This is a genomic window from Curtobacterium sp. MMLR14_002 (assembly GCF_001864975.1).
Classification (GTDB): Bacteria; Actinomycetota; Actinomycetes; order Actinomycetales; family Microbacteriaceae; genus Curtobacterium; species Curtobacterium flaccumfaciens.
The window spans coordinates 15,182-33,935 of sequence record NZ_MJGT01000127.1; the positions used below are offsets into that span (position 1 = coordinate 15,182).

The window sequence follows — 18,754 nt, forward strand, 5'->3', positions numbered from 1 at the left end:
TGGTCTCCGACGGCCGCACCGTCACAGCGCCGCGGGCTCCTCGTCGAACACCTCGGCCAGGAACACCCGGAGCGCCTGCCACGATCGGCGGTCGGCGCGCTCCTGGTACTGCGCGCCGTGGTCCGGAGCGTCGGTGCCGGGTACCGCGAACGCGTGCATCGCACCCGAGTACGTCACGACCTGCCAGTCGACGTCCGGCGCCGCCCGCATCTCGTCCTGCCACGCGTGCGCGGCGTCGTCCGGCACGACGGGGTCGGCACCCCCGGTGAGGACGAGCAGCTTCGCCCGGATGTCCGCGGCGTCCGAGGGGTCGTGCGCGATGAGGCCACCGTGGAACGCCACGGCGCCGACCAGGTCGGCCCCGGTCCGTGCGAGTTCGAGTGCGGTCGAGCCACCGAAGCAGTACCCCATCACGACGACGCGGGCAGGGTCGACGTCCGGGTCGGCGAGCAGTCGCTCGAGCCCGGCGGTGGCGCGGGCCCGCAGCAGGGGCAGGTCCTGGTAGAAACCGCCGGCGACCTGGGCCGCCGTGTCGTCACCGGGGCGGACGCCGGCTCCGTAGATGTCCGCGCCGAACGCGACGTAGCCGAGCCGGGCGAGCATCGTCACCCGGGCCTCGACGTGCTCGTTCACGCCGTGCCAGTCGTGCACGACGAGGACGGCAGGACGACGGCCCGCGATCGCGGCGTCCTTCGCGAGCACACCGAGCAGTTCGGTGCCCTCGTGGTCGTAGGGGACGTCGTCGACACGGATGTCGGCGCCGGCGGGTTCGGGAACGGTCTGCAGGACGTCGTCGGTGGTGTTCACGTCGCCCGACGCTACGCCGCCACTCGGGCTCAGGCCTCGATGTTGTCCCAGCCGTCCGGGCCGACGGACCCGGCGGCGTACTCGTCGAGGGGAGCCTTGCCGGCCTTCCACGCGTCGAGGAACGGCCCGACGACCTTCCAGCCCTGCACGGCGCTGTCGCCGCGCACCGACAGCGTGGCGTCGCCCTCGAGCACGCCGGCCAGCACCTCGCCGTAGGCACTCAGACGCCCGGGGTTGAACGTCACCTCGAGGCTCGTGTGGTCGATCGTGTACGGGTCACCGGCACCGTTGACGTTGAGCTCGAGCTGCATCTCGTCCGGGGCGATCCAGATGCGCAGCCGGTCGGGCAGCTCGGTGCCGGTGAGCCCCTCGGGCACGTGCGGGGAGTCCTTGAACGTGATGACGATCTCGCGGCGCTGTGCGGCGAGCGCCTTGCCGGACCGCAGGGTGAACGGGACGCCGGCCCAGCGCCAGTTCGCGATCTCCAGGGTGAGCTGGGCGAGGGTCTCGGTACCGAGCGACGGGTCCACGCCGTCCTCGTCGACGTACGACGGCAACTGGCGGTCCCCGACCGTGCCGGCGGTGTACCGGGCGCGCTTGCCCGCGGTGACGACGTCGCCGCCCCACGGTCGGACGGCCCGCAGCACGAGCTCCTTCTGGGTGCGCAGGTCGTCGGCCTTGATCGAGGCGGGGGCCTCCATCGCGACGACGGCCATCACCTGCAGCAGGTGGCTCTGGATCATGTCGGTGAGCGCCCCGGCCTTGTCGTAGTAGCGCGCCCGGCCCTCGAGACCGAGGGTCTCGTCGTAGACGATGTCGACGCGCTCGACGTGCTGCGACGACAGCAGGGGTTCGATGATGCGGTTGGCGAAGCGCAGCCCGAGCAGGTTCAGCACGGTGGAGCGGCCGAGGAAGTGGTCGACGCGGTGGATGCGCTCCTCGGGGATGAACGAGTGGAGCAGGTCGTTCAGGTTCGAGGCGCTCTCGGCGTCGGTGCCGAACGGCTTCTCGAGCGCCAGGCGGGTGCCGGCGGGCAGGTCGAGGTGGGCGAGCTGCTCGCAGCTCTTCTCGGTGACCGCGGGCGGCAGCGCGAAGTAGATCGCGGGGTCGTGCTCGCACGCGGCGAGCAGTGCGCGCAGGTCGTCCGGGTCGGTGACGTCGGCCTTCCGGTAGGTGGAGGCGTCGACCACGGCCTGCAGTCGCTCCGGCAGCGACGTCGCACCCGAGGCGCCCTCGTCCTCCTCGTTCTTCGACGCCTGCGCGTTCTCGAAGGACTCGCGCACCTGCGCCTTCCAGTCGGCGTCGGACAGGTCCTCGACACCGGCCCCGACGAGCTGGACGTCCCAGTCGTCCTTCACCTGGAGCAGGGTGGCGAGGCCGGGCAGGAGCAGGCGCTTGGACAGGTCGCCGCTGGCTCCGAGGATGAGCAGGCTGGTCTGGAGGCTCGACATGCTGCAGACGGTACTCATCGGCCCCGGTGGATGACCGGGCCGCTACGGTGGTGTCAGTCCGGCGCGAGGGAGCACCATGAGCAGTGGGTACGAAGGGCGACGCCTCCGTGTCGCCGTGGTCGGGACGGGCATGATCGCCGGCGTCCACGCCCGGGCGGCCCGGGCCTCCGGCGCCGAGGTCCTCGGCGTGCTCGGCCGGAACGCCGCCCGGTCCGAGCAGGTGGCGGCGCAGCTCGACCTGCCCCGTGGCTACGCCTCCCTCGAGGAGGTCATCGCCGACGCCCCCGACGTCGTGCACATCTGCACCCCGAACGACCAGCACCACCCGCAGGCGCTCGCGGTGATCGCGGCCGGCATCAACGTGGTGTGCGAGAAGCCCCTGGCGATCGACCCCGCGCAGGCCGCCGAGCTCGTCGCCGCCGCTGCCGAGGCCGGTGTCGTGGCCACCGTGCCGTTCGTGTACCGGTACCACCCGATGGTCCGCGAGATCCGGGCGCGCATCGCCGACGGGGAGCTCGGCCGGCTGCTCGCGGTGCACGGCCACTACCTGCAGGACTGGATGCTCGACGAGGACGCCTCGAGCTGGCGGGTGGACCCGACCTCGAGCGGGCTGTCCCGCGCGTTCGCCGACATCGGCTCGCACTGGTGCGACCTGGTCGAGTTCGTGACGGGTGAGCGCTTCGCCTCGGTGTCCGCCGCGACCGACATCGTCTACCCGACGCGGCCGGCGGCGTCCGGCCCGTCGTTCTCCGGCTCCCCCGACCCGGACCCGGTGGCCGACGCGGCCGAACGCGCCGAGGTCACCACCGAGGACACCGCCGTCGCCACCTTCCGCACCGCCACGGGCCGCATCGGGAACGTCGTGATCTCGCAGGTCGCGTCGGGCCGGAAGAACCGCCTGTGGTTCGAGGTCGACGGCACCCGCGGCAGCGCGGCGTTCGACCAGGAGCAGCCCGAGTCGGCCTGGTTCGGCAACGAGCGCGGCGCCCAGATCGTGGTCCGCGACCCGTCGCAGGGGTACCCGGACCAGCGCCGGCTGGCGATCGTGCCGGCCGGGCACCCCCAGGGGTACCTCGACGCCTTCGCGGCCTTCGTCGCCGACACCTACACCGCGGTCCGCACCGGAGTGGCCCCCGACGGACTGCCGACGTTCGCGGACGGCGCCCGCTCCGCCGACATCATCGAGGCCGTGATCGGCAGCGCGGCCGAGACGACCTGGCGGGAGATCCGGTGAAGCTCGGCATGCTGACGGCCTGCCTGCCCGGCTGGTCGCTCGACCGGATCGCCGGGTTCGCCCAGCAGCAGGGCTACGAGCGGCTCGAGGTCGCCGTCTGGCCGGGCACCGGCGGTCGCGACTTCGAGGCGGCGCACCTGCCGGTCGCCACGTTCACCGACGAGGACGCCCTGGCCACCCGCGCCCTGCTCGACCGCACGGGCCTCGAGATCTCGGCGCTCGCGTACTACGAGAACAACCTGCACCGGGACCCGGAGCACCGTGCCGCGGTGCGGACCCACCTCAAGCACGCGATCGACACCGCGCAGACGCTCGGCATCCCGTACGTCGGCACGTTCATCGGCCGCGACACCACGAAGTCCGTCCGCGAGAACATGGCCGAGGGGAACCGGGTCCTGCCCGAGCTCGTCGACTACGCCGGCGAGCGGGGCGTGCGGCTCATCATCGAGAACTGCGTGATGGAGGGCTGGCACCCCGACGGGTACCCCGGCAACATCGCGTACTCCCCCGAGCTCTGGGGTTGGGTGACCGGTCTGGGCTTCGGCCTGAACTGGGACCCGTCGCACCTGACGTGGATCGGCATCGACCCGGTCGAGACGATCCTGCCGTTCGCCGAGCACATCGTGCACGCCCAGGCGAAGGACCTCGAGCTGTTCCCCGAGCGGCGCAACGAGTACGGGTTCTTCGGCAAGGTCGACAAGGGCGACGACCCGTGGGACATGGGCTGGTGGCGGTTCCGGGTGCCGGGCCGCGGTGTCGTGGACTGGCCGCGCGTCGTCGACCGCCTCTACGAGGCGGGCTTCGACGGCACGCTGAGCGTCGAGCACGAGGACCCGCTCTGGGGCGGCACCGACGACCGGGTGCTCGAGGGGCTGCGCATCGCGCACCGCACGCTGCGTCCGCTGATCGCGCAGGAGCACTAGCCGACACACACCGGGCACTGGCCTGGAGGCGCGGATCACGCGACCGACGTCGGTCACGTGATCCGCGCCTCCAGTCCGGTGCCTGTGAACGGACCCGTGCGCGCCCGCGCACGCTGGTGCCATGAGCACGACCGTGAGCGACTTCGTCATCGACCGCATCAAGGCGTGGGGGGTCTCCCGCGTGTTCGGGTACCCCGGCGACGGGATCGGCGCCTTCGACGGCGCGCTCGGCAAGGCGGCGTCGAAGGGCGACGGCCTGGAGTACGTCCGCCCGACGCACGAGGAGATCGCGGCGCTGATGGCGACCGCGCACGCGAAGTTCACCGGCGAGGTCGGGGTCTGCGTCGCGACGTCGAGTCCCGGCGCCTTCCACCTGCTGAACGGGCTGTACGACGCGCAGATGGACAACCAGCCGGTGGTGGCGATCGTCGGCCAGCAGGGGCTCGCGGCGATGGGGTCGTTCACGCAGCAGGAGTCGAACCTGGAGCGCGTGTTCGCCGACGTCGCCTGCTACGTGCAGACGGTGGCCACGCCCGAAGCCGTCGGTGTGGTGCTCGACACCGCGTTCCGCACCGCGTCGCTGCGCAAGCAGCCGGCCGTCGTCGTGCTGCCCCACGACGTGCAGGCGATGGCGTACGACGCGCCGCCGCTCGAGCACTGGGCCTCGCGGTCGAGCGACGTCCCCGCGTCGACCCGGATCACGCCGCCCGCCGACGAGGTCCGGAAGATGGCGGAGATCATCAACGCCGGGTCGAAGGTGACGTTCCTGGTCGGTGCGGGCGCGCGCGGTGCGACGGCCCAGGTGCTCGCCGCGGCCGAGAAGGCGGGTGCGGGGATCATCACGGCGCTCCGCGGCAAGGACGTGATCCCGTCCGACGTGCCCTACCACTCGCAGCAGCTCGGGCTGCTCGGGTCGCTGCCGTCGCTGCACCAGATCCGCGACTGCGACACCCTCGTGCTGCTCGGCACGAACTATCCGTACGGCGAGTACATGCCGAAGACGGGGCAGGCCCGGGGCATCCAGGTCGACATCAAGCCGGAGCAGCTCGGCCTGCGGTACCCGACCGAGCTGAACCTGTGGGGCGACGTCGGCTCGACGCTCGACGCGGTGCTCCCGCTGCTCGAGCAGAAGACCGACAGGTCCTTCCAGCAGACCGTCGCCGACGAGATGCGCGAGTGGGAGTCGGAGATGCGTGCGCAGTCCGAGGTCGCCTACGACGACGGGGTGAACCCGCGCCGGGTGATCCAGGCCGTGAACGACCGGCTGCCCGACGGCGTCACGGTCACCGCGGACGCCGGCACGACCGCCGACTGGTACGGCCACCACATCCGGCTGCGCGAGGGCATGCGCGGCGACATGTCCGGCCGGCTCGCGACGATGCTCGCAGCCATGCCGTACGCGGTGACGGCGAAGTTCGCGTTCCCGGACCGTCCGGCGGTGTGCACGATCGGCGACGGGGCCTTCCAGATGCTCGGCATGAACGAGCTGATCACCGTGAAGAAGTACCTGGCGGCCTGGCCGAACCAGCAGCTCGTCATCGTGGTCATGCACAACGACGACCTCGGCCAGGTGTCGTGGGAGATGCGCACCGAGGACGGCAACCCGATGTGGCGCGGTTCGCAGGACGTCGAGTCGATCGACTACGCCGGGTACGCGACGCTGCTGGGGTTCCAGGGCATCGCGGTGCACGAGGACTCCGAGGTCGAGGCGGCGGTCGAGCGGGCCTTCGCCCACCAGGGGGTGACCCTCATCGACGCGTACGTCAGCCGGAGCGTCCCGCCGCTGCCCCCGCACATCACGAAGGAGTACGCGATCAACACGGCGAAGAGCCTGCTGAAGGGCGACCCGGTCGAGTTCGACGTCGTGAAGGACTCCGCGAAGGCGATGGCGACCGAGGTCACCGAGCGGGTGAAGGGCGCCCTCGGCCGCGACTGAACCAGGTCTGCCGAGCGGAGGGGACGGCCGTGTGAACGTCGTGTGACGACTTGCGCAGGGGTCTGGCGAGTCGCCTGTGCGTCTTCGTAGGTTCGACGGCGATGAACACTTCCCACACCACCGGAACCGCCGGTGCGACGACCCGACGACGCCTCGGCGCCGGCGCGGCCCTCGCCACCGCCGGGGTCCTGGTCGCACTGTCCGTCCCGTCCGCAGCCGTCGCCGCCGAGGGCGACACGACGATCGACATCATCGACGTCAACGACTTCCACGGTCGCATCGAGTCCGAGGGCACCGCCGCCGACAAGGCCGCCGGCGCCGCGAAGCTCGCCGGCGTCGTGCAGTCGTACCGCGAGGCCAACCCGAACACGATCTTCGCCAGCGTCGGCGACAACGTGGGCGCCTCGACCTTCACCTCGCTCATCCAGCAGGACTCCCCCACGATCGACGCTCTGAACGCCATGGACCTCGACGTCAGCGCGATCGGCAACCACGAGCTCGACAAGGGCCAGGACGACCTGACCGGCCGCATCGAGGACCGCGCCGACTGGCCGTACGTCTCGGCGAACATCGTCAAGGCCGGCACCACCGACCCCGCGTTCACGCCGTACTCCATCGTGGAAAAGGGCGGCGTCAAGGTCGGCTTCATCGGTGCCACCACCGAGGACCTCATCCCCGGGCTCGTCAGCCCCGGCGGGGTCGAGGGCCTCGCGATGGCCCCGATCGTCAGCCAGGTCAACCGGTACGCCGAGCAGCTCACCGACGGCAAGGACGACAACGGCGAGGCCGACGTGCTCGTCCTGCTCGTGCACGAGGGCGCCACCACGAGCGCGCTCACCGACGCCACGGGCACCGGTGCCTTCGGCAAGATCACCTCGGGCGTCTCGTCGAAGGTCTCGGCCATCGTGTCGGCGCACACCCACGCGACGTACAACCACTCCATCGCGGGCCCCGACGGCACGAAGCGTCCGGTGATCCAGGCCGGGTCCTACGGGGTGAACCTCGGACACCTGCAGCTCACGGTGGACGCGGACAAGCAGCTCACCGGCATCACGTCCTCGGTCACCCCCGTCAACGAGGACAAGCGTGTCCCCGCCGACACCACCTCGGTGACCGAGGTGAGCGACATCGTGACCGCCGCGAAGGCCGTCGCCGACGTCAAGGGCGGCGAGAAGCTCGGCGAGATCACGGGTGACCTGCGTCGCGCCGTGCAGTCCGACCGCAAGGCCGAGAACCGCGGCGGCGAGTCCGTCCTGGGCAATTACATCGCCGAGGTCCAGCGCAGCGCCACCGAGCGGAACGGCTCGAAGATCGCCTTCATGAACCCGGGCGGGCTCCGCACCGACATGGTCTACGCGTCCAGCGGAGCCGGCGACCCGGACGGCACCGTCACCTACAAGGAAGCCGCGCTCGTCCAGCCGTTCGCCAACACCCTGGTGACCAAGGACATGACCGGCCAGCAGATCAAGAACGCCCTCGAGCAGCAGTGGCAGCCGGACGGCCTCGAGCGTCCGTTCCTGAAGCTCGGCGTCTCGGACGGTTTCGCGTACACCTACGACCCGTCGAAGGGCCGCGGCGAGCGCATCACCGGCATGACCCTCGACGGCAAGGCGATCGCGCTGACCGACACCCTCAAGGTGACCGTCAACTCGTTCCTGTCGACCGGTGGCGACAACTTCGCCGCCTTCGCGACCGGCACGAACGTCGCCGACTCCGGCCAGGTCGACCTGCAGGCCCAGGTGGACTACTTCGTGGCGAACAAGAAGGTCACACCCCAGGTCGACCAGCGCGCCGTCGGCGTCACGGTCACGCCGACCCCGGCCGGTGGGTTCCAGCCCGGTGACGCAATCGAACTCGACCTGTCGTCGCTCGTGTTCAGCAGCGAGGACCCCGCGAAGGCCGGCACCGTCTCGGTCAGCGCGGACGGCAAGGAGCTGGCGTCGTCGGCGATCGACCCGACGATCACCGACAAGAACGACGAGCAGGGTCGCGCGACCCTGACCGTCACGGTCCCCGAGATCGAGGCCCCGGCGGCACGCGCCGCCGCCCGCACCGCCGGCTCCGTCTCGCTCGCCGCGGTGGCCGAGCCGGTCGCCACGACGGACGCACCGCTCGTGGTCACCCTGCCCGGCCAGACCATCACCCTCGCCGTGACGATCCCGGTCGCCGCAGCGGTCGACCCGACGGACCCGACCGACCCCACGGACCCGACGGACCCGACGGACCCGGTCGACCCGACCCCGGGCACGGGCGGCGGGGTCACCCCCGGCCCCGGCGCGGGTGGCGGTGACGACGCCGGCATCGGTGGCGTCGGCGGGACCGACGACGACCCGCGCGCCGGTGGCGACCTCGCCTACACGGGTGCGGACCTGACCGCTCCGGCGATCGCGGCGGGCCTGCTCCTGCTCGCCGGGATCACGGCGCTCGTGGTCCTCCGCCGCAACCGCGCACGACGTGCCGCGACGGTCCTGACGGACTGACCCCGAGCCTGCGGGCACACACGCGAACGGGCCGTCTCACCCTGGTGAGGCGGCCCGTTCGCGTCGGCCAGGAGGCCCGGCACAGCTCCGGCGCACACCTCGCGCGACCCGGCGGTCACGGTTGCTGTCCCATCCCGGTCGATCACTGCGGATCCGCGGATCCGCGGGGTACTCTCGGGGTTGTCGCACCGCGACGCGTCGCGCCGGGTCGCTTTCAGCAAGTCGACGGTGGTTCCGTTCGGCGAGACTCCGCGACGCGGGCGTCCTCCGCCTCCAGGGAAACGGCGGAGGGCGCCCACCCCTTCGGGTCAGCGCCTCAGGTCAGCGACGCAGCTCATCGGAAGAGCTGCTCGCCGATGTACGACCCCTTGCGCGGTGCCGGCGGCACGGCGAACACCGCGGAGCCGATGTGCGAGACGTACTCGTTCAGCCGGTCCGAGGCGCCGAGCTTCCGCTGCAGCCGCGTGAAGTGGTCCGGGTCGTTCACGTAGGCGATGAAGAGCAGCCCGGCGTCGAGCTGGCCGTACTCGTTGAGCCCGTCGGTGTAGTTGTACGGCCGGCGCAGGATCTTCACGCCGCCGTTCGCCTCGTGCGCGGCGAGGGCGATGTGCGACGTCGCGTCGATCTTCGTCGCACCGTCGTCGTCCTTGGCGTGGAAGTCCGGAGTGGTGTGCTCCTGCCCGCCGGAGAGCGGTGCGCCCTGGATCTTCGTCCGCCCGAACACCCGCTGCTGGTCGCTGACGACGTCCGCGTCCCAGGTCTCGATGTTCATGCGGATCTTCCGCACCACCTGGTAGCTGCCGCCGGCCATCCACCCGGCGTCGCGGTCGAGCCAGACGAAGCGGTCGTAGTCGGCGTCGGTCGTGATGTTCCGGGTGCCGTCCTTGAACCCCATCAGGTTGCGGGGCGTGCTCTGGTGCGGCCCGGCCGATGCCCGGCCGAAGCCGAGCACGGTCCAGCGGACGGTCGCGGTGCCGCGGGCCATCCGTGCCAGGTCGCGCACGGCGTGGTACGCCACCTGGGGGTCGTCGGCGCAGGCCTGCAGGGACAGGTCCCCGCCGGTCAGGCTCTCCTGCAGGTTGTCGCTCGGCAGCGTCGGGATGTCGGCGAGCGAGGCCGGACGGCGGTCGGCCAGCCCGAAGCGCTCGTCGAAGACGCCGGGCCCCAGGCCCACCGTGACGGTCAGCGACGCCGGGCCGAGGTCGAGCGCCTCGCCGGTGTCGGCACCGACCCCGTTGCCGTGCGCCGGCTCGACGCTGCCGACGGTCTTGCCGGCCTGCAGCTGGGCGATCGCGGCCGACCAGCGCGCGAGGAGCACCTGCAGCTCGGTCGTGACGGTCGTCGACAGGTCGAACGTCATGTAGACGCAGTACCGCTGCGGGGTGGTGCGGATCCCGCCCTGCGGCTGCCGGGCCGCGGTGGCGTAGAACGGCTGGCTCTGCGACAGGTCGATCGACTCGTCGCCGTTCGTCGCCGCCGTGAACGGGTTCACGCCGGTCGCCGCGGTGGCGCCGCCGATGCCCGCAGCCGCGCCGACCCCGGCACCGGCCACGGCCAGGCCGGCGCCGAACAGACCACGGCGGGAGACGTTCGCCCGGGGTGCGTCGTCCGCCCGCGGTGCCTCGTCCGGCTCGGTCACGCGGTCGCGACCTTCTCGGCCAGGCGGGACAGCGGGTCCTGCAGCGCCTGGATCTGCTGCGAGATCGTGTTCGCGTCGGACTTCTTGGTGGCGGCGTCCCACGTGGCGAAACCGCCCAGGTCGTCGGCGTCGCGGTAGCCGTCCATCAGCGTGTTCGTGGCGTCGAACTGCTTCGCGATCTGCTTCGTCAGGGTCGGGTCGAGCTTGGTCAGCCCCGGCTTGAGGTACGCGAAGGCCTGACGGGCACCCTCGACGTTGGCGGCGAGGTCGACGAGGTCGATGTGGCTGTACGCCTCTTCCTCGCCGGTGATCTTGTTCGACTGCACCTCTTCGAGCAGGCCGGCGGCACCGTTCGCCAGGTCCTCCGGCTTGTAGTCGAGCGTCGGCACGAGCTTCGCGAGCAGCTGCACGTCCTCGGTCAGGTCCGCGGCGGTCTGCTTGGTCGACGCGGTGATCTTCCCGGCCTGGAACAGGTCCTTCTCGACGGCGTGGAACCCGCTCCAGCCGACGGCGGGGTCGAGGTTCGAGGCACGCATGTCGATCAGGTAGTCGAGGTTGCCGGCGTTGTCGGTGGCCTTGAACCCCTTCTTGACGAAGCCGTCGACGTCGCTCTCGACGTGCTCGTAGAACGGACGGGCGTTCGCGTAGTCGGTCTTCGCCGCGTCGAGGTCGCCGGCGTCGATGTGCTCCTGCATCTGCTCGACCGCGGCGACCATGTCGGTGACCTGGCCGTCGACGTAGGTCGCGTAGCCCTTCGTCCCGTCGCGGAGCAGGGTCGAGGCACTGCTGTTCGCGGTCGACGCGGCCTTGCCGGTGACGGTGAAGGCCGTCAGCTCGGTCTCGGCGCCGGGGCAGTACACCTGGTACTTCCCGCCGGTCAGCGTGGCGGTGAAGCGGACGGCGTCGAGGCCGGGTGCCAGGTTCTCCTTCTCGCCGAGGATCCGCTGGTCCTGCAGCAGCTCGACCTCGGTGATCGCGGTCGACGACTCGTTCTTGACCGTGAAGGTGACGGGGCCCGCGGGGACCTTCGTCGAGGACACCGCGCAGGCGTCCTGCCCGTCGTTGGTGAGCGTGATGGTGACGCGGGAGACCTTCGCGTCGCCGGAGCCGGAGCCGTCGGCTCCGGTGGACCCGCCGGCGCACCCGGTGAGTGCGAGGGCGGTGACGGCGCCGAGGGCGCCCAGGGTGATCAGGGGTCGGACGGGCTTACCGAAGGACATGGTCGGTGCTCCTTGCAAGGTCCGCGGCCGGAGGGCCACGAGCGGGGACGGGTTCGGGGGTGGGGATGGTGGGGAGTCGCCGGCGACGGCGGTCACGGAGGGCCAGCAGCGCCTGCGCGGCGGCCGCGATGCCGAGGGCGATCGGCAGCCAGGCCTTCCAGAGCAGCAGGTCGGCTGATCGCGAGTCCGCTGCGGCCACCGAGGCGGCCGACCGCTCGACGCGGGCATCGGGGACGGACCAGACGGTGCGGTCCAGGGTCGTGGTGCGTGCGGACGGGAGGCCCCCACCGCTCAGCGTCAGCACCTCGCGTTCGTCGCGGGTCGCGTCCAGGACCCCACCACGGACGGTCCACAGGGTCACCGTGTCGCGCACGGCCCAGCGCGCCACGAAGGGGCCGGGGTTCGTCGACGGGGAGACCCCGACGGGCAGGCGACCGAACAGGGTGACGAGGTCGTCGAGCGTCAGCGTCGACGGACGGTCGGCACCGCTCCCCTGCTCACTGGTTCCGTCCTGCACGACGCGCCACCGGTCGGCGGCCACGCCCGCGCGGGTGACGCGGCGGTGGGCCGACGTCGGCAGGGTGATCCGGGCCTCCCGGCCGGTGCCCGACACGCGGAGGACGCCGGACGCACCGTCGACGCTGGCGGAGACGGAGCTGGCGTCGCCGCTGACCGCGGTGGTGCGGGGCAGGTCGACCCCGCCCGTCGGCACGGCGATCGCGAGTGCCGCTGCCGCCACGGCGAGTGCGCCGGCGACGACGGCGCGCACCCGGGGCACGCGGCCCGGCGACGGACGCCAGGCGCGCGGCCAGAGCGTCAGGGCCAGCACCGGGACGACGTAGAGGACCCAGCCGAGCACCTCGATGACCCGCGGGTCCGGCGGGATGCCGAGCACGCCGGTGACCAGGGCGCCCTGCACCGAACCGTTCGGGGCGAGCCACGACAGGTCGACGGTGCGCTGCTGGCCGATGACGATCCAGCCGGCCTCGTGCGCGCGGCGGAGGACGGTCAGCACCAAACCGCCCGCGACGAAGACCAGGAAGACCCCGGTGCCGGTGAAGAACCGCGACAGGTTGAGGCGGACGCCACCGGTGTAGATGCCGAAGCCGACGACGACCGCGGCCGCGATGCCGATCACGGCACCGAGGGCGGCGAGGCCGGTGTCCGACGATGCCTGGAACGTGGCGAGGAGGAACACCGAGGTCTCGAAGCCCTCCTTCAGGACGGCGAGGAACGCCATGCCGGCGAGGGCCCAGGCGGTGCCGCGGCCGAGGGCAGCGGTCGCACTGGCCTCGAGGTCGGCGGTCAGGGTGCGCGCGTGCGTGCGCATCCAGATGATCATGCCCGTGACGAAGACGACGGCGACGATGCCGATGACCGCCTCCATGCCCTCCTGCTGAGCCTGCGGCAGCGCCTGCTCGACGGCCTGCAGCCCGAAGCCGACGGCGATGCTGAGCAGCACCGCGAGCCCGACGCCCGACCACATCGGGGTGAGCGGGACGCGGTTGCGACGCAGGAACGCGGCGATGATGCCGACGATGAGCGTGGCTTCGAGGCCTTCACGGAGACCGATGACGAGAGTGGCGAGCATGACGAAGGTGAGGCTAACCTAACCGCCGAACGGCCCGCCAGTCGTGCGACGTGATGTTTGATGGTTCTCATGAACCTGCTGTCCGTCGACGGCCTGGCGTCGGTCACGAACGTGCTCGACCTCGCCGGGGTCTTCGCGTCCGCCCTGCTCGGCGGCTCCATCGCCCGCGCGATGGACTTCGACCTGTTCGGGTTCCTGGTCGTCGGGTTCGTCTCCGGACTCGGCGGCGGGATGCTCCGCGACACCCTGCTGCAGAACGGACCACCCGTCGCGCTCGTCGACCCGCTGTACGTGCCGGTCGCCGTCGCCGGGGCGCTCATCGCGTTCCTCGTGTCGTTCTCCGAGCTCACCTGGGACCGGCTGTTCACCGTGCTCGACGCCGCCGTCATCGGGTTCTGGGCCGTGGTCGGCGTGCAGCGGACCTACGACGCCGGGCTCGACTGGCCCGCCGCGATCATCATGGGGACCATCACCGCGGTCGGCGGCGGGGCCATGCGTGACCTGCTGCTACGGCGGGTGCCGGCGGTGTTCGGCGGGAACGCGCTGTACGCCACCGTGGCCGTCGCCGCGTCGGCCGTGATGGTGATCGCCTCGGCGCTCGGGTCGCCGTCGCTCGGCATCCTGCTCGCGATCACCCTGTCGCTCGGGCTCCGCTGGGGAGCGGTCCGGCGGGGCTGGGGGCTGCCGAACGGCCGTGACTGGCAGCCGAAGTCGACCCTCGGTTCGCTGCTGCGGCGGGGTCGGAGCCTGCGGCCGGACGCGCTCCGGTTGCTCCGGCGCCCGGGCCGTCGGACCGGTGCCGGCAGTGTCCGAGAAGAGCACGAGGACTGAGGGGCTGTCCTCCGCGGCCCCGCGACGCTACGATCAGTACCGCCGGGTATCGTCCTGGCAGTTCTGCCGGGGATGGTCCCGGTGAACGCTGTCCGCACAGCACCGACGCGACCCGAACGCGCCGGTTCCGAGCAGACGTGGGGATGGGGGCTTCGCTGATGCCGCGCGGGATCAGACGCGCGGCGCGGCAGGTCTCCACCACGATGCTCTCCCCGACGACCACCACCACAGGTCGGAGCAGCAACCGATGAGCGACGACGCTTCCCCCACCCAGCGCATCCCGCGCGCCGAGGTCCGGGAACGCCTGCTCGCCGCCGGAGCCGCGGTCTTCGCCGAACAGGGTGTGTACGGCGCGCGGCTCGACGACGTCGCAGCACGCGCGGGGTTCAGCAAGGGTGCGGTCTACTCGAACTTCTCGTCCAAGGAAGACCTGCTCGCCCAGGTCATGCAGCGGTCCACGAACGTCGTGCTCGCCTCACTGCAGGAACTCGTGCACGCGGACATCGCCGCGGTCGACGTCGGGGACGTCCTGCGCGCCGCGTTCGGGCAGAACGACCAGAGCGAGCAGTTCGCGCTGCTCTCGGCGTTCCGCGGGTACGCGGTGCGGCACCCGGAGCTGCTGCCCGAGTTCATCCGACAGCGCCGGATCCTGCAGGACGGGGTGCTCGAGCTGGTGCGGCTGTGGCTCGGTGCCCACCCCGAGGTCGAGGTGGGCATGACTCCGGAGGAGTTCGCGACCGTGCTCATCGGGGCGAACGTCGGCCTGGTGTTCGACGCGCCGGCGCTGCCCGGGGTCGATCCGGGCGAGCTCATCGCGACCCTGGTCGAGGCGGTCATCCGCCGGCGCTGACGCGCGGTGCCCCGCTCGAACGGTGCGAGGTTCCGTAGTCCGTGCGAGGCCGCGCCGGTCGCACGGAGTACGGAACCTCGCACCACTCGGCGCGCGCCCCGCACCGTGCGAGGCTCGCACGGTGCGCACGCGCCCGCGTCAGGCCGCGCGACGATCCCGACGGCGGGGCTTCGGCCCGTCGTGGGACCAGGCGGACGACGGCAGCAGGCTCGGCGGCAACAAGCGCGACCGCACGACGCGCACCGTGGGGACCGAGGCGTCGAGCGCCTCCCGAGCGTCACGGACGTGACGCTCCAACGCCGCCGTGTCCACCGATGCGGCCCCATCGGCGGCGAAGCGCTCGCGATCGACCGCGTCGACCGCGGCCTCCAGGTGCGGCACGACCGACTCCGGCAGCCCGGGACGCAGGCGTCCGAGCACGGCACGGGCGGTCCGGGCCACGGCGGCGGCGTCACCCGGCGGCGCGAGGCCCGGCGCGTACCCGTGGTCGGCGACGTCGTCGAGCAACTCGCGCCACGCCTGCACGGCGGGTGACCGACCGGCAGCGATCGCCGACAGCCTCGACCGGCGGCGGACAGCACGCACGAGGCCCGGGGCGACGAGGACCGCGAGCACGAGCAGCAGGCCCACGAGCAGCCCGACCGGTCCTCCGCCGCCGCCGGTGCCGGACGCACCCGTGGCACCCGGAACGGGGGACGCCGACGGGGTCGGTGACGCGGATTCGTCCGCCGGGGTGGTCTGCTCGGGTGCCGGCAGGGGGGTCTCCGGTGCCGCCGCGGTCGGCGAGGCCGAGGGCTCCTCGGACGGCGCAGCTTCGTCGGAGTCGGGCGTCGGCTCGAAGGCGACCCACCCTGCGCCCTGGATGTACAGCTCGGGCCAGGAGTGCAGCTGCCGGTTCGACACCGCGTACTCGCCGTCGGGCTGCGGCGACCCGGCCCGGTACCCGACCGCGATGCGCGAGGGGATGCCGAGCGTGCGGGCCATCACGGCCATCGCGGACGAGAAGTGCACGCAGTACCCGTCGCGGACCTTCAGGAACGTCGAGACGACGTCCATGCTGTCGCCGTCGTAGCCCTGCTCGACGGGGGCGGTCTCGGAGTACGTGAACAGGTCGCTGCGGAACCACTGCTCGAGTGCCCGCGCTCGCCCGTAGTCGTCGGTCGCGGCGGCGGCGACGCGGGTCGCGGTGGTCGAGATGTTGGCGGGCAGGTCGTCGGGCAGGGCGAGGTCGGTGCGGAGCTGCTGGCGGCTGGGCTCCCGGAAGCCACGGCCGTCGGATCGGGCGAGCACCCCCGAAGCGGCGACCGCGTCGAGGTAGTCGTTGGCGAACGTCGAGGCCCCGTAGACCTCGTACATCGCACCGCGGGCGGTCGCGGCACCCGTCGACCGGACGGTGCTCGAGTTCCCCATCCACCGCCACTGCGACAGGTCGAGGTTGGTGGACTGCGACTCGATCGACACCGCACCCGACGGCACCGGCAGGTAGGTGCTGGACAGCCCGGTGATCCGGACCGTCACGTCGCCGCGGCTCGCCAGGCGCGGGTTGACGCCCTCGGCCCACTGCTGCTCGTCGGCGGTGTCAGCCTCGGCCGCGTTCGTCACGGTCGGCACCCAGTCCCCCGTGCCGAACTCGTCGAGGTCGGCGAGCTTGAGGTACTCGGGCTGCCCGTCGGACGAGCGGTACCGGAACACCTCGAGCTCGCTCGGACGGCGCAGGTCGTTGCCGAGTTCGAGCAGGGTGCCGGGCCGTCCGGGCTGGATCGGCGACTGGATCGCACCGGTCACGCCGGACAACCAGCTGGCGTTGAGCGGCACGATCGTCGGCAGCCCGATGGCCACGACGAGCCCGATCGCCCCGACGACCGCGGCCGGCAGTGCGCGCTGCACCGGACGCACGGACAGCCAGAGCAGGGCGAGGAACGCCACCGCCGTGGTGATGACGAGCGGGGTGCCGGCGGGCTGCCCGGTGATGACACCAGGCACGATCAGGATGACGAGGGCCGGAGCCGCGGCGAGCGACGGGATCCGCGCGATGGCGGCGAGGAACAGCGAGACCGCCGCCACCCAGCCGATCGACGCGGTGACGACGAGCCGGATCGCGTCGGTCTGCGGTAGTGGTGCGGGGTTCAGGCGGATCGCGGCGAGCGTCTCCCCGAGGGCCCCGTCGGCGTCGAGCCACCCGAGCGGTTGGATGTCGTTGACCAGGGCGGCGGCGCACGAGCAGGCGATGACCGTGCCGACCAGGACGACGAAGCGGATGCCGGGCGTCTGGCGGCGCACCGCGAGCATCACGGCGACGAGCACGGCGACGACGACGACACCCGATGCCCACCAGGCGATCCCCTGCACGAGCGGCCGGATGGCGAGGGCGGCGAGGAGCACGGGCACCGGCGCGAGGGCCACGACCCAGGCGCTCGGGACGTCACGCAGGTCGTCGTCGCGGTCGAGGATCTCGCGCACGTCGGCACGGCCACGCGCCGGTGCGCTCACCCCGGTCACCGTGCGGCCCCGGACGGCGTCGCGCCGACGACCGGCACCACGAGGGTCCGCCAGCCGCCGCGGTCGAGGATGCCCCGTACGGCCGGGTCCGGCGGCACGATCGTCGCCAGGATGCCGCGGCTCGACCCGCTGGTCGCACTGACGAGCTCGGCGGCTTCCTCCGCGGTGCAGGTGCCCGTCACGACGGCGGTCATGCCGTGCACGTCGCGGCCACGGACCTCGGGCAGGACGTCGGTGACTTCGCGGGCGTCGGAGCGGAGCCGGACGTCGGCGAGTCCGACCAGCACGTCGGTGAGCCCGCCGACGTCGCCCGCGTGCCGGGTCGCGCCTTCGGGCCCGTCGAACACGAGCACGACACGGGAGGTCCGGGCGGCGAGCGCGCGGGCGACACTGGCGGCCACCACGACGGCGTGCTCGAAGGCCTGGTCGCCGCCCAGGTCGGAGAGCTCGGCGAGGTCCTCTCGGCCGAGCCGCTGGTAGGACTCACGCCGGACGTCGAGGGCGATCACGGCCTCGGGGGGCTGGGCCTGGGTGGTCTGGCGGACGTGGAGTTCCCCGCGTCGAGCACTCTGGGCCCAGTGCACCCGGCGGATCGGGTCACCCGGTCGGTACGGGCGGAGTTCGCTGTCGTCGGCGGAACCGCCCTGTCCGACCCGGCCCTCGTCGGCCGAGACCGCACCGGCGAGCGCCCCGGCGTCGATCGCCCCGAGGGGTGCCGAGGCCGGGACGACGACGACCTCCTCAGCAGGGACGACGGGTCGGTCGATGCGGAGCAGGCCGAACGGGTCCTCGACCCGGATCGTCACGGGGCCGACCAGCGAGCGGCCGCGGTGCATCGCGAGCGCCTCGACGTCGAGCACGGCCGGCGGCAGGTTCGGCCCGACCTCGGCGTAGGTCTCCGCCTCGGCCAGGCTGGCGAAGGCGTCCTCGAGTTGTTCGCGCACGAGCAGCGTCGCCCGCGGGCCGATCCGCAGGCTGGTGCTGCCGAGGGTGATGCGTTCCCGGTAGACCTCGCCCACCTGCACGATCGCCCGTGCGGTGCTGCGGCTGCCGCGGAGCGGGGTGGCGACGACGAACGCCATCACGATGCCGAGCACGACCAGGACGAGCAGCAGCAGGCCGGCCGTGACGGCCACGCTCGTGGTGCCGACCAGACCGCCGCCGACCAGGCCGATGCCGACGGCGATGACCGTCCAGCCCCGGATCGTCGGGCGCGGGAACGGGGTGCGTCGGGCCAACGACAGCCCCCGACGGCCGAACCGTGCCGCCGTGGACCGCGCGGCACCGACACGT

13 protein-coding genes are annotated in these 18,754 nt (G+C 72.3%); 6 read left to right on the forward strand and 7 right to left on the reverse strand.

From position 1 onward, the window contains the following. Positions 1-21 precede the first annotated feature (21 nt). Together BIU91_RS17490 and BIU91_RS17495 are read right to left on the reverse strand one after the other, a co-directional pair. Positions 22-807, reverse strand: coding sequence for a dienelactone hydrolase family protein (locus BIU91_RS17490; protein WP_071406474.1), 786 nt, complete (start codon positions 805-807; stop codon positions 22-24). A 29-nt stretch (positions 808-836) separates the two neighbouring features. Further along, a complete protein-coding gene (locus tag BIU91_RS17495; RefSeq protein ID WP_071406475.1) occupies positions 837-2,258 on the reverse strand; it encodes a glucose-6-phosphate dehydrogenase in 1,422 nt (473 codons plus the stop codon). Positions 2,259-2,334: 76 nt separating this feature from the next. Between BIU91_RS17495 and BIU91_RS17500 the strand changes: the two genes are divergently transcribed. From BIU91_RS17500 to BIU91_RS17515, 4 genes are all read left to right on the forward strand, one after another. After that, the gene (locus BIU91_RS17500; RefSeq protein ID WP_071406476.1) at positions 2,335-3,492 is read left to right on the forward strand and encodes a Gfo/Idh/MocA family oxidoreductase; all 1,158 of its coding nucleotides are present in this window, start codon (positions 2,335-2,337) and stop codon (positions 3,490-3,492) included. Next, positions 3,489-4,415, forward strand: coding sequence for a sugar phosphate isomerase/epimerase (locus BIU91_RS17505; RefSeq protein ID WP_071406477.1), 927 nt, complete (start codon positions 3,489-3,491; stop codon positions 4,413-4,415). Before BIU91_RS17500 ends, BIU91_RS17505 begins: the two co-directional genes overlap by 4 nt. A gap of 121 nt (positions 4,416-4,536) precedes the next feature. Next, a complete protein-coding gene (locus BIU91_RS17510; RefSeq protein ID WP_071406478.1) occupies positions 4,537-6,351 on the forward strand; it encodes a thiamine pyrophosphate-requiring protein in 1,815 nt (604 codons plus the stop codon). A gap of 101 nt (positions 6,352-6,452) precedes the next feature. Then, the gene (locus BIU91_RS17515) at positions 6,453-8,831 is read left to right on the forward strand and encodes a bifunctional UDP-sugar hydrolase/5'-nucleotidase (RefSeq protein WP_071406479.1); all 2,379 of its coding nucleotides are present in this window, start codon (positions 6,453-6,455) and stop codon (positions 8,829-8,831) included. Between the two features lie 334 nt (positions 8,832-9,165). Here BIU91_RS17515 and efeB read toward each other — a convergent pair whose 3' ends face one another. Genes efeB through efeU form a run of 3 tightly spaced genes read right to left on the reverse strand, consistent with a single transcriptional unit; the run spans position 9,166 to position 13,281 of the window. Then, the gene (efeB, locus tag BIU91_RS17520; protein ID WP_071406480.1) at positions 9,166-10,470 is read right to left on the reverse strand and encodes an iron uptake transporter deferrochelatase/peroxidase subunit; all 1,305 of its coding nucleotides are present in this window, start codon (positions 10,468-10,470) and stop codon (positions 9,166-9,168) included. Then, positions 10,467-11,690: an iron uptake system protein EfeO gene (gene efeO, locus BIU91_RS17525; protein WP_071406481.1), complete on the reverse strand. Its 1,224-nt coding sequence runs from the start codon at positions 11,688-11,690 to the stop codon at positions 10,467-10,469. Before efeO ends, efeB begins: the two co-directional genes overlap by 4 nt. After that, the gene (gene efeU / locus BIU91_RS17530) at positions 11,677-13,281 is read right to left on the reverse strand and encodes an iron uptake transporter permease EfeU (RefSeq protein ID WP_071406482.1); all 1,605 of its coding nucleotides are present in this window, start codon (positions 13,279-13,281) and stop codon (positions 11,677-11,679) included. The genes efeO and efeU overlap by 14 nt, the downstream gene beginning before the upstream one ends. Positions 13,282-13,350: 69 nt before the next feature. Here efeU and BIU91_RS17535 point away from each other — a divergent pair, with 69 nt between their 5' ends. Both BIU91_RS17535 and BIU91_RS17540 read left to right on the forward strand, forming a co-directional pair. After that, a complete protein-coding gene (locus BIU91_RS17535; RefSeq protein WP_071406483.1) occupies positions 13,351-14,112 on the forward strand; it encodes a trimeric intracellular cation channel family protein in 762 nt (253 codons plus the stop codon). 247 nt (positions 14,113-14,359) lie between these two features. Then, positions 14,360-14,962, forward strand: coding sequence for a TetR/AcrR family transcriptional regulator (locus tag BIU91_RS17540; protein ID WP_071406484.1), 603 nt, complete (start codon positions 14,360-14,362; stop codon positions 14,960-14,962). Positions 14,963-15,100: 138 nt separating this feature from the next. On the opposite strand, the gene BIU91_RS17545 is transcribed toward BIU91_RS17540, so the two are convergent. After that, positions 15,101-17,452, reverse strand: coding sequence for a DUF3488 and transglutaminase-like domain-containing protein (locus BIU91_RS17545; RefSeq protein ID WP_139196563.1), 2,352 nt, complete (start codon positions 17,450-17,452; stop codon positions 15,101-15,103). 5 nt (positions 17,453-17,457) lie between these two features. After that, positions 17,458-18,699 carry a DUF58 domain-containing protein gene (locus BIU91_RS17550; protein WP_146237770.1) on the reverse strand — a complete coding sequence of 414 codons (1,242 nt, stop codon included), beginning with the start codon at positions 18,697-18,699 and terminating at the stop codon, positions 17,458-17,460. Positions 18,700-18,754: the final 55 nt, after the last annotated feature.

Coding starts and splice junctions, on each gene's coding strand:
- BIU91_RS17500 (WP_071406476.1), top strand. CDS start 2,335: ATGAGCAGTGGGTACGAAGGGCGACGCCTCCGTGTCGCCGTGGTCGGG.
- BIU91_RS17535 (WP_071406483.1), top strand. CDS start 13,351: ATGAACCTGCTGTCCGTCGACGGCCTGGCGTCGGTCACGAACGTGCTC.
- BIU91_RS17540 (WP_071406484.1), top strand. CDS start 14,360: ATGAGCGACGACGCTTCCCCCACCCAGCGCATCCCGCGCGCCGAGGTC.
- BIU91_RS17510 (WP_071406478.1), top strand. CDS start 4,537: ATGAGCACGACCGTGAGCGACTTCGTCATCGACCGCATCAAGGCGTGG.
- efeO (WP_071406481.1), bottom strand. CDS start 11,690: ATGTCCTTCGGTAAGCCCGTCCGACCCCTGATCACCCTGGGCGCCCTC.
- BIU91_RS17515 (WP_071406479.1), top strand. CDS start 6,453: ATGAACACTTCCCACACCACCGGAACCGCCGGTGCGACGACCCGACGA.
- efeU (WP_071406482.1), bottom strand. CDS start 13,281: ATGCTCGCCACTCTCGTCATCGGTCTCCGTGAAGGCCTCGAAGCCACG.
- BIU91_RS17495 (WP_071406475.1), bottom strand. CDS start 2,258: ATGTCGAGCCTCCAGACCAGCCTGCTCATCCTCGGAGCCAGCGGCGAC.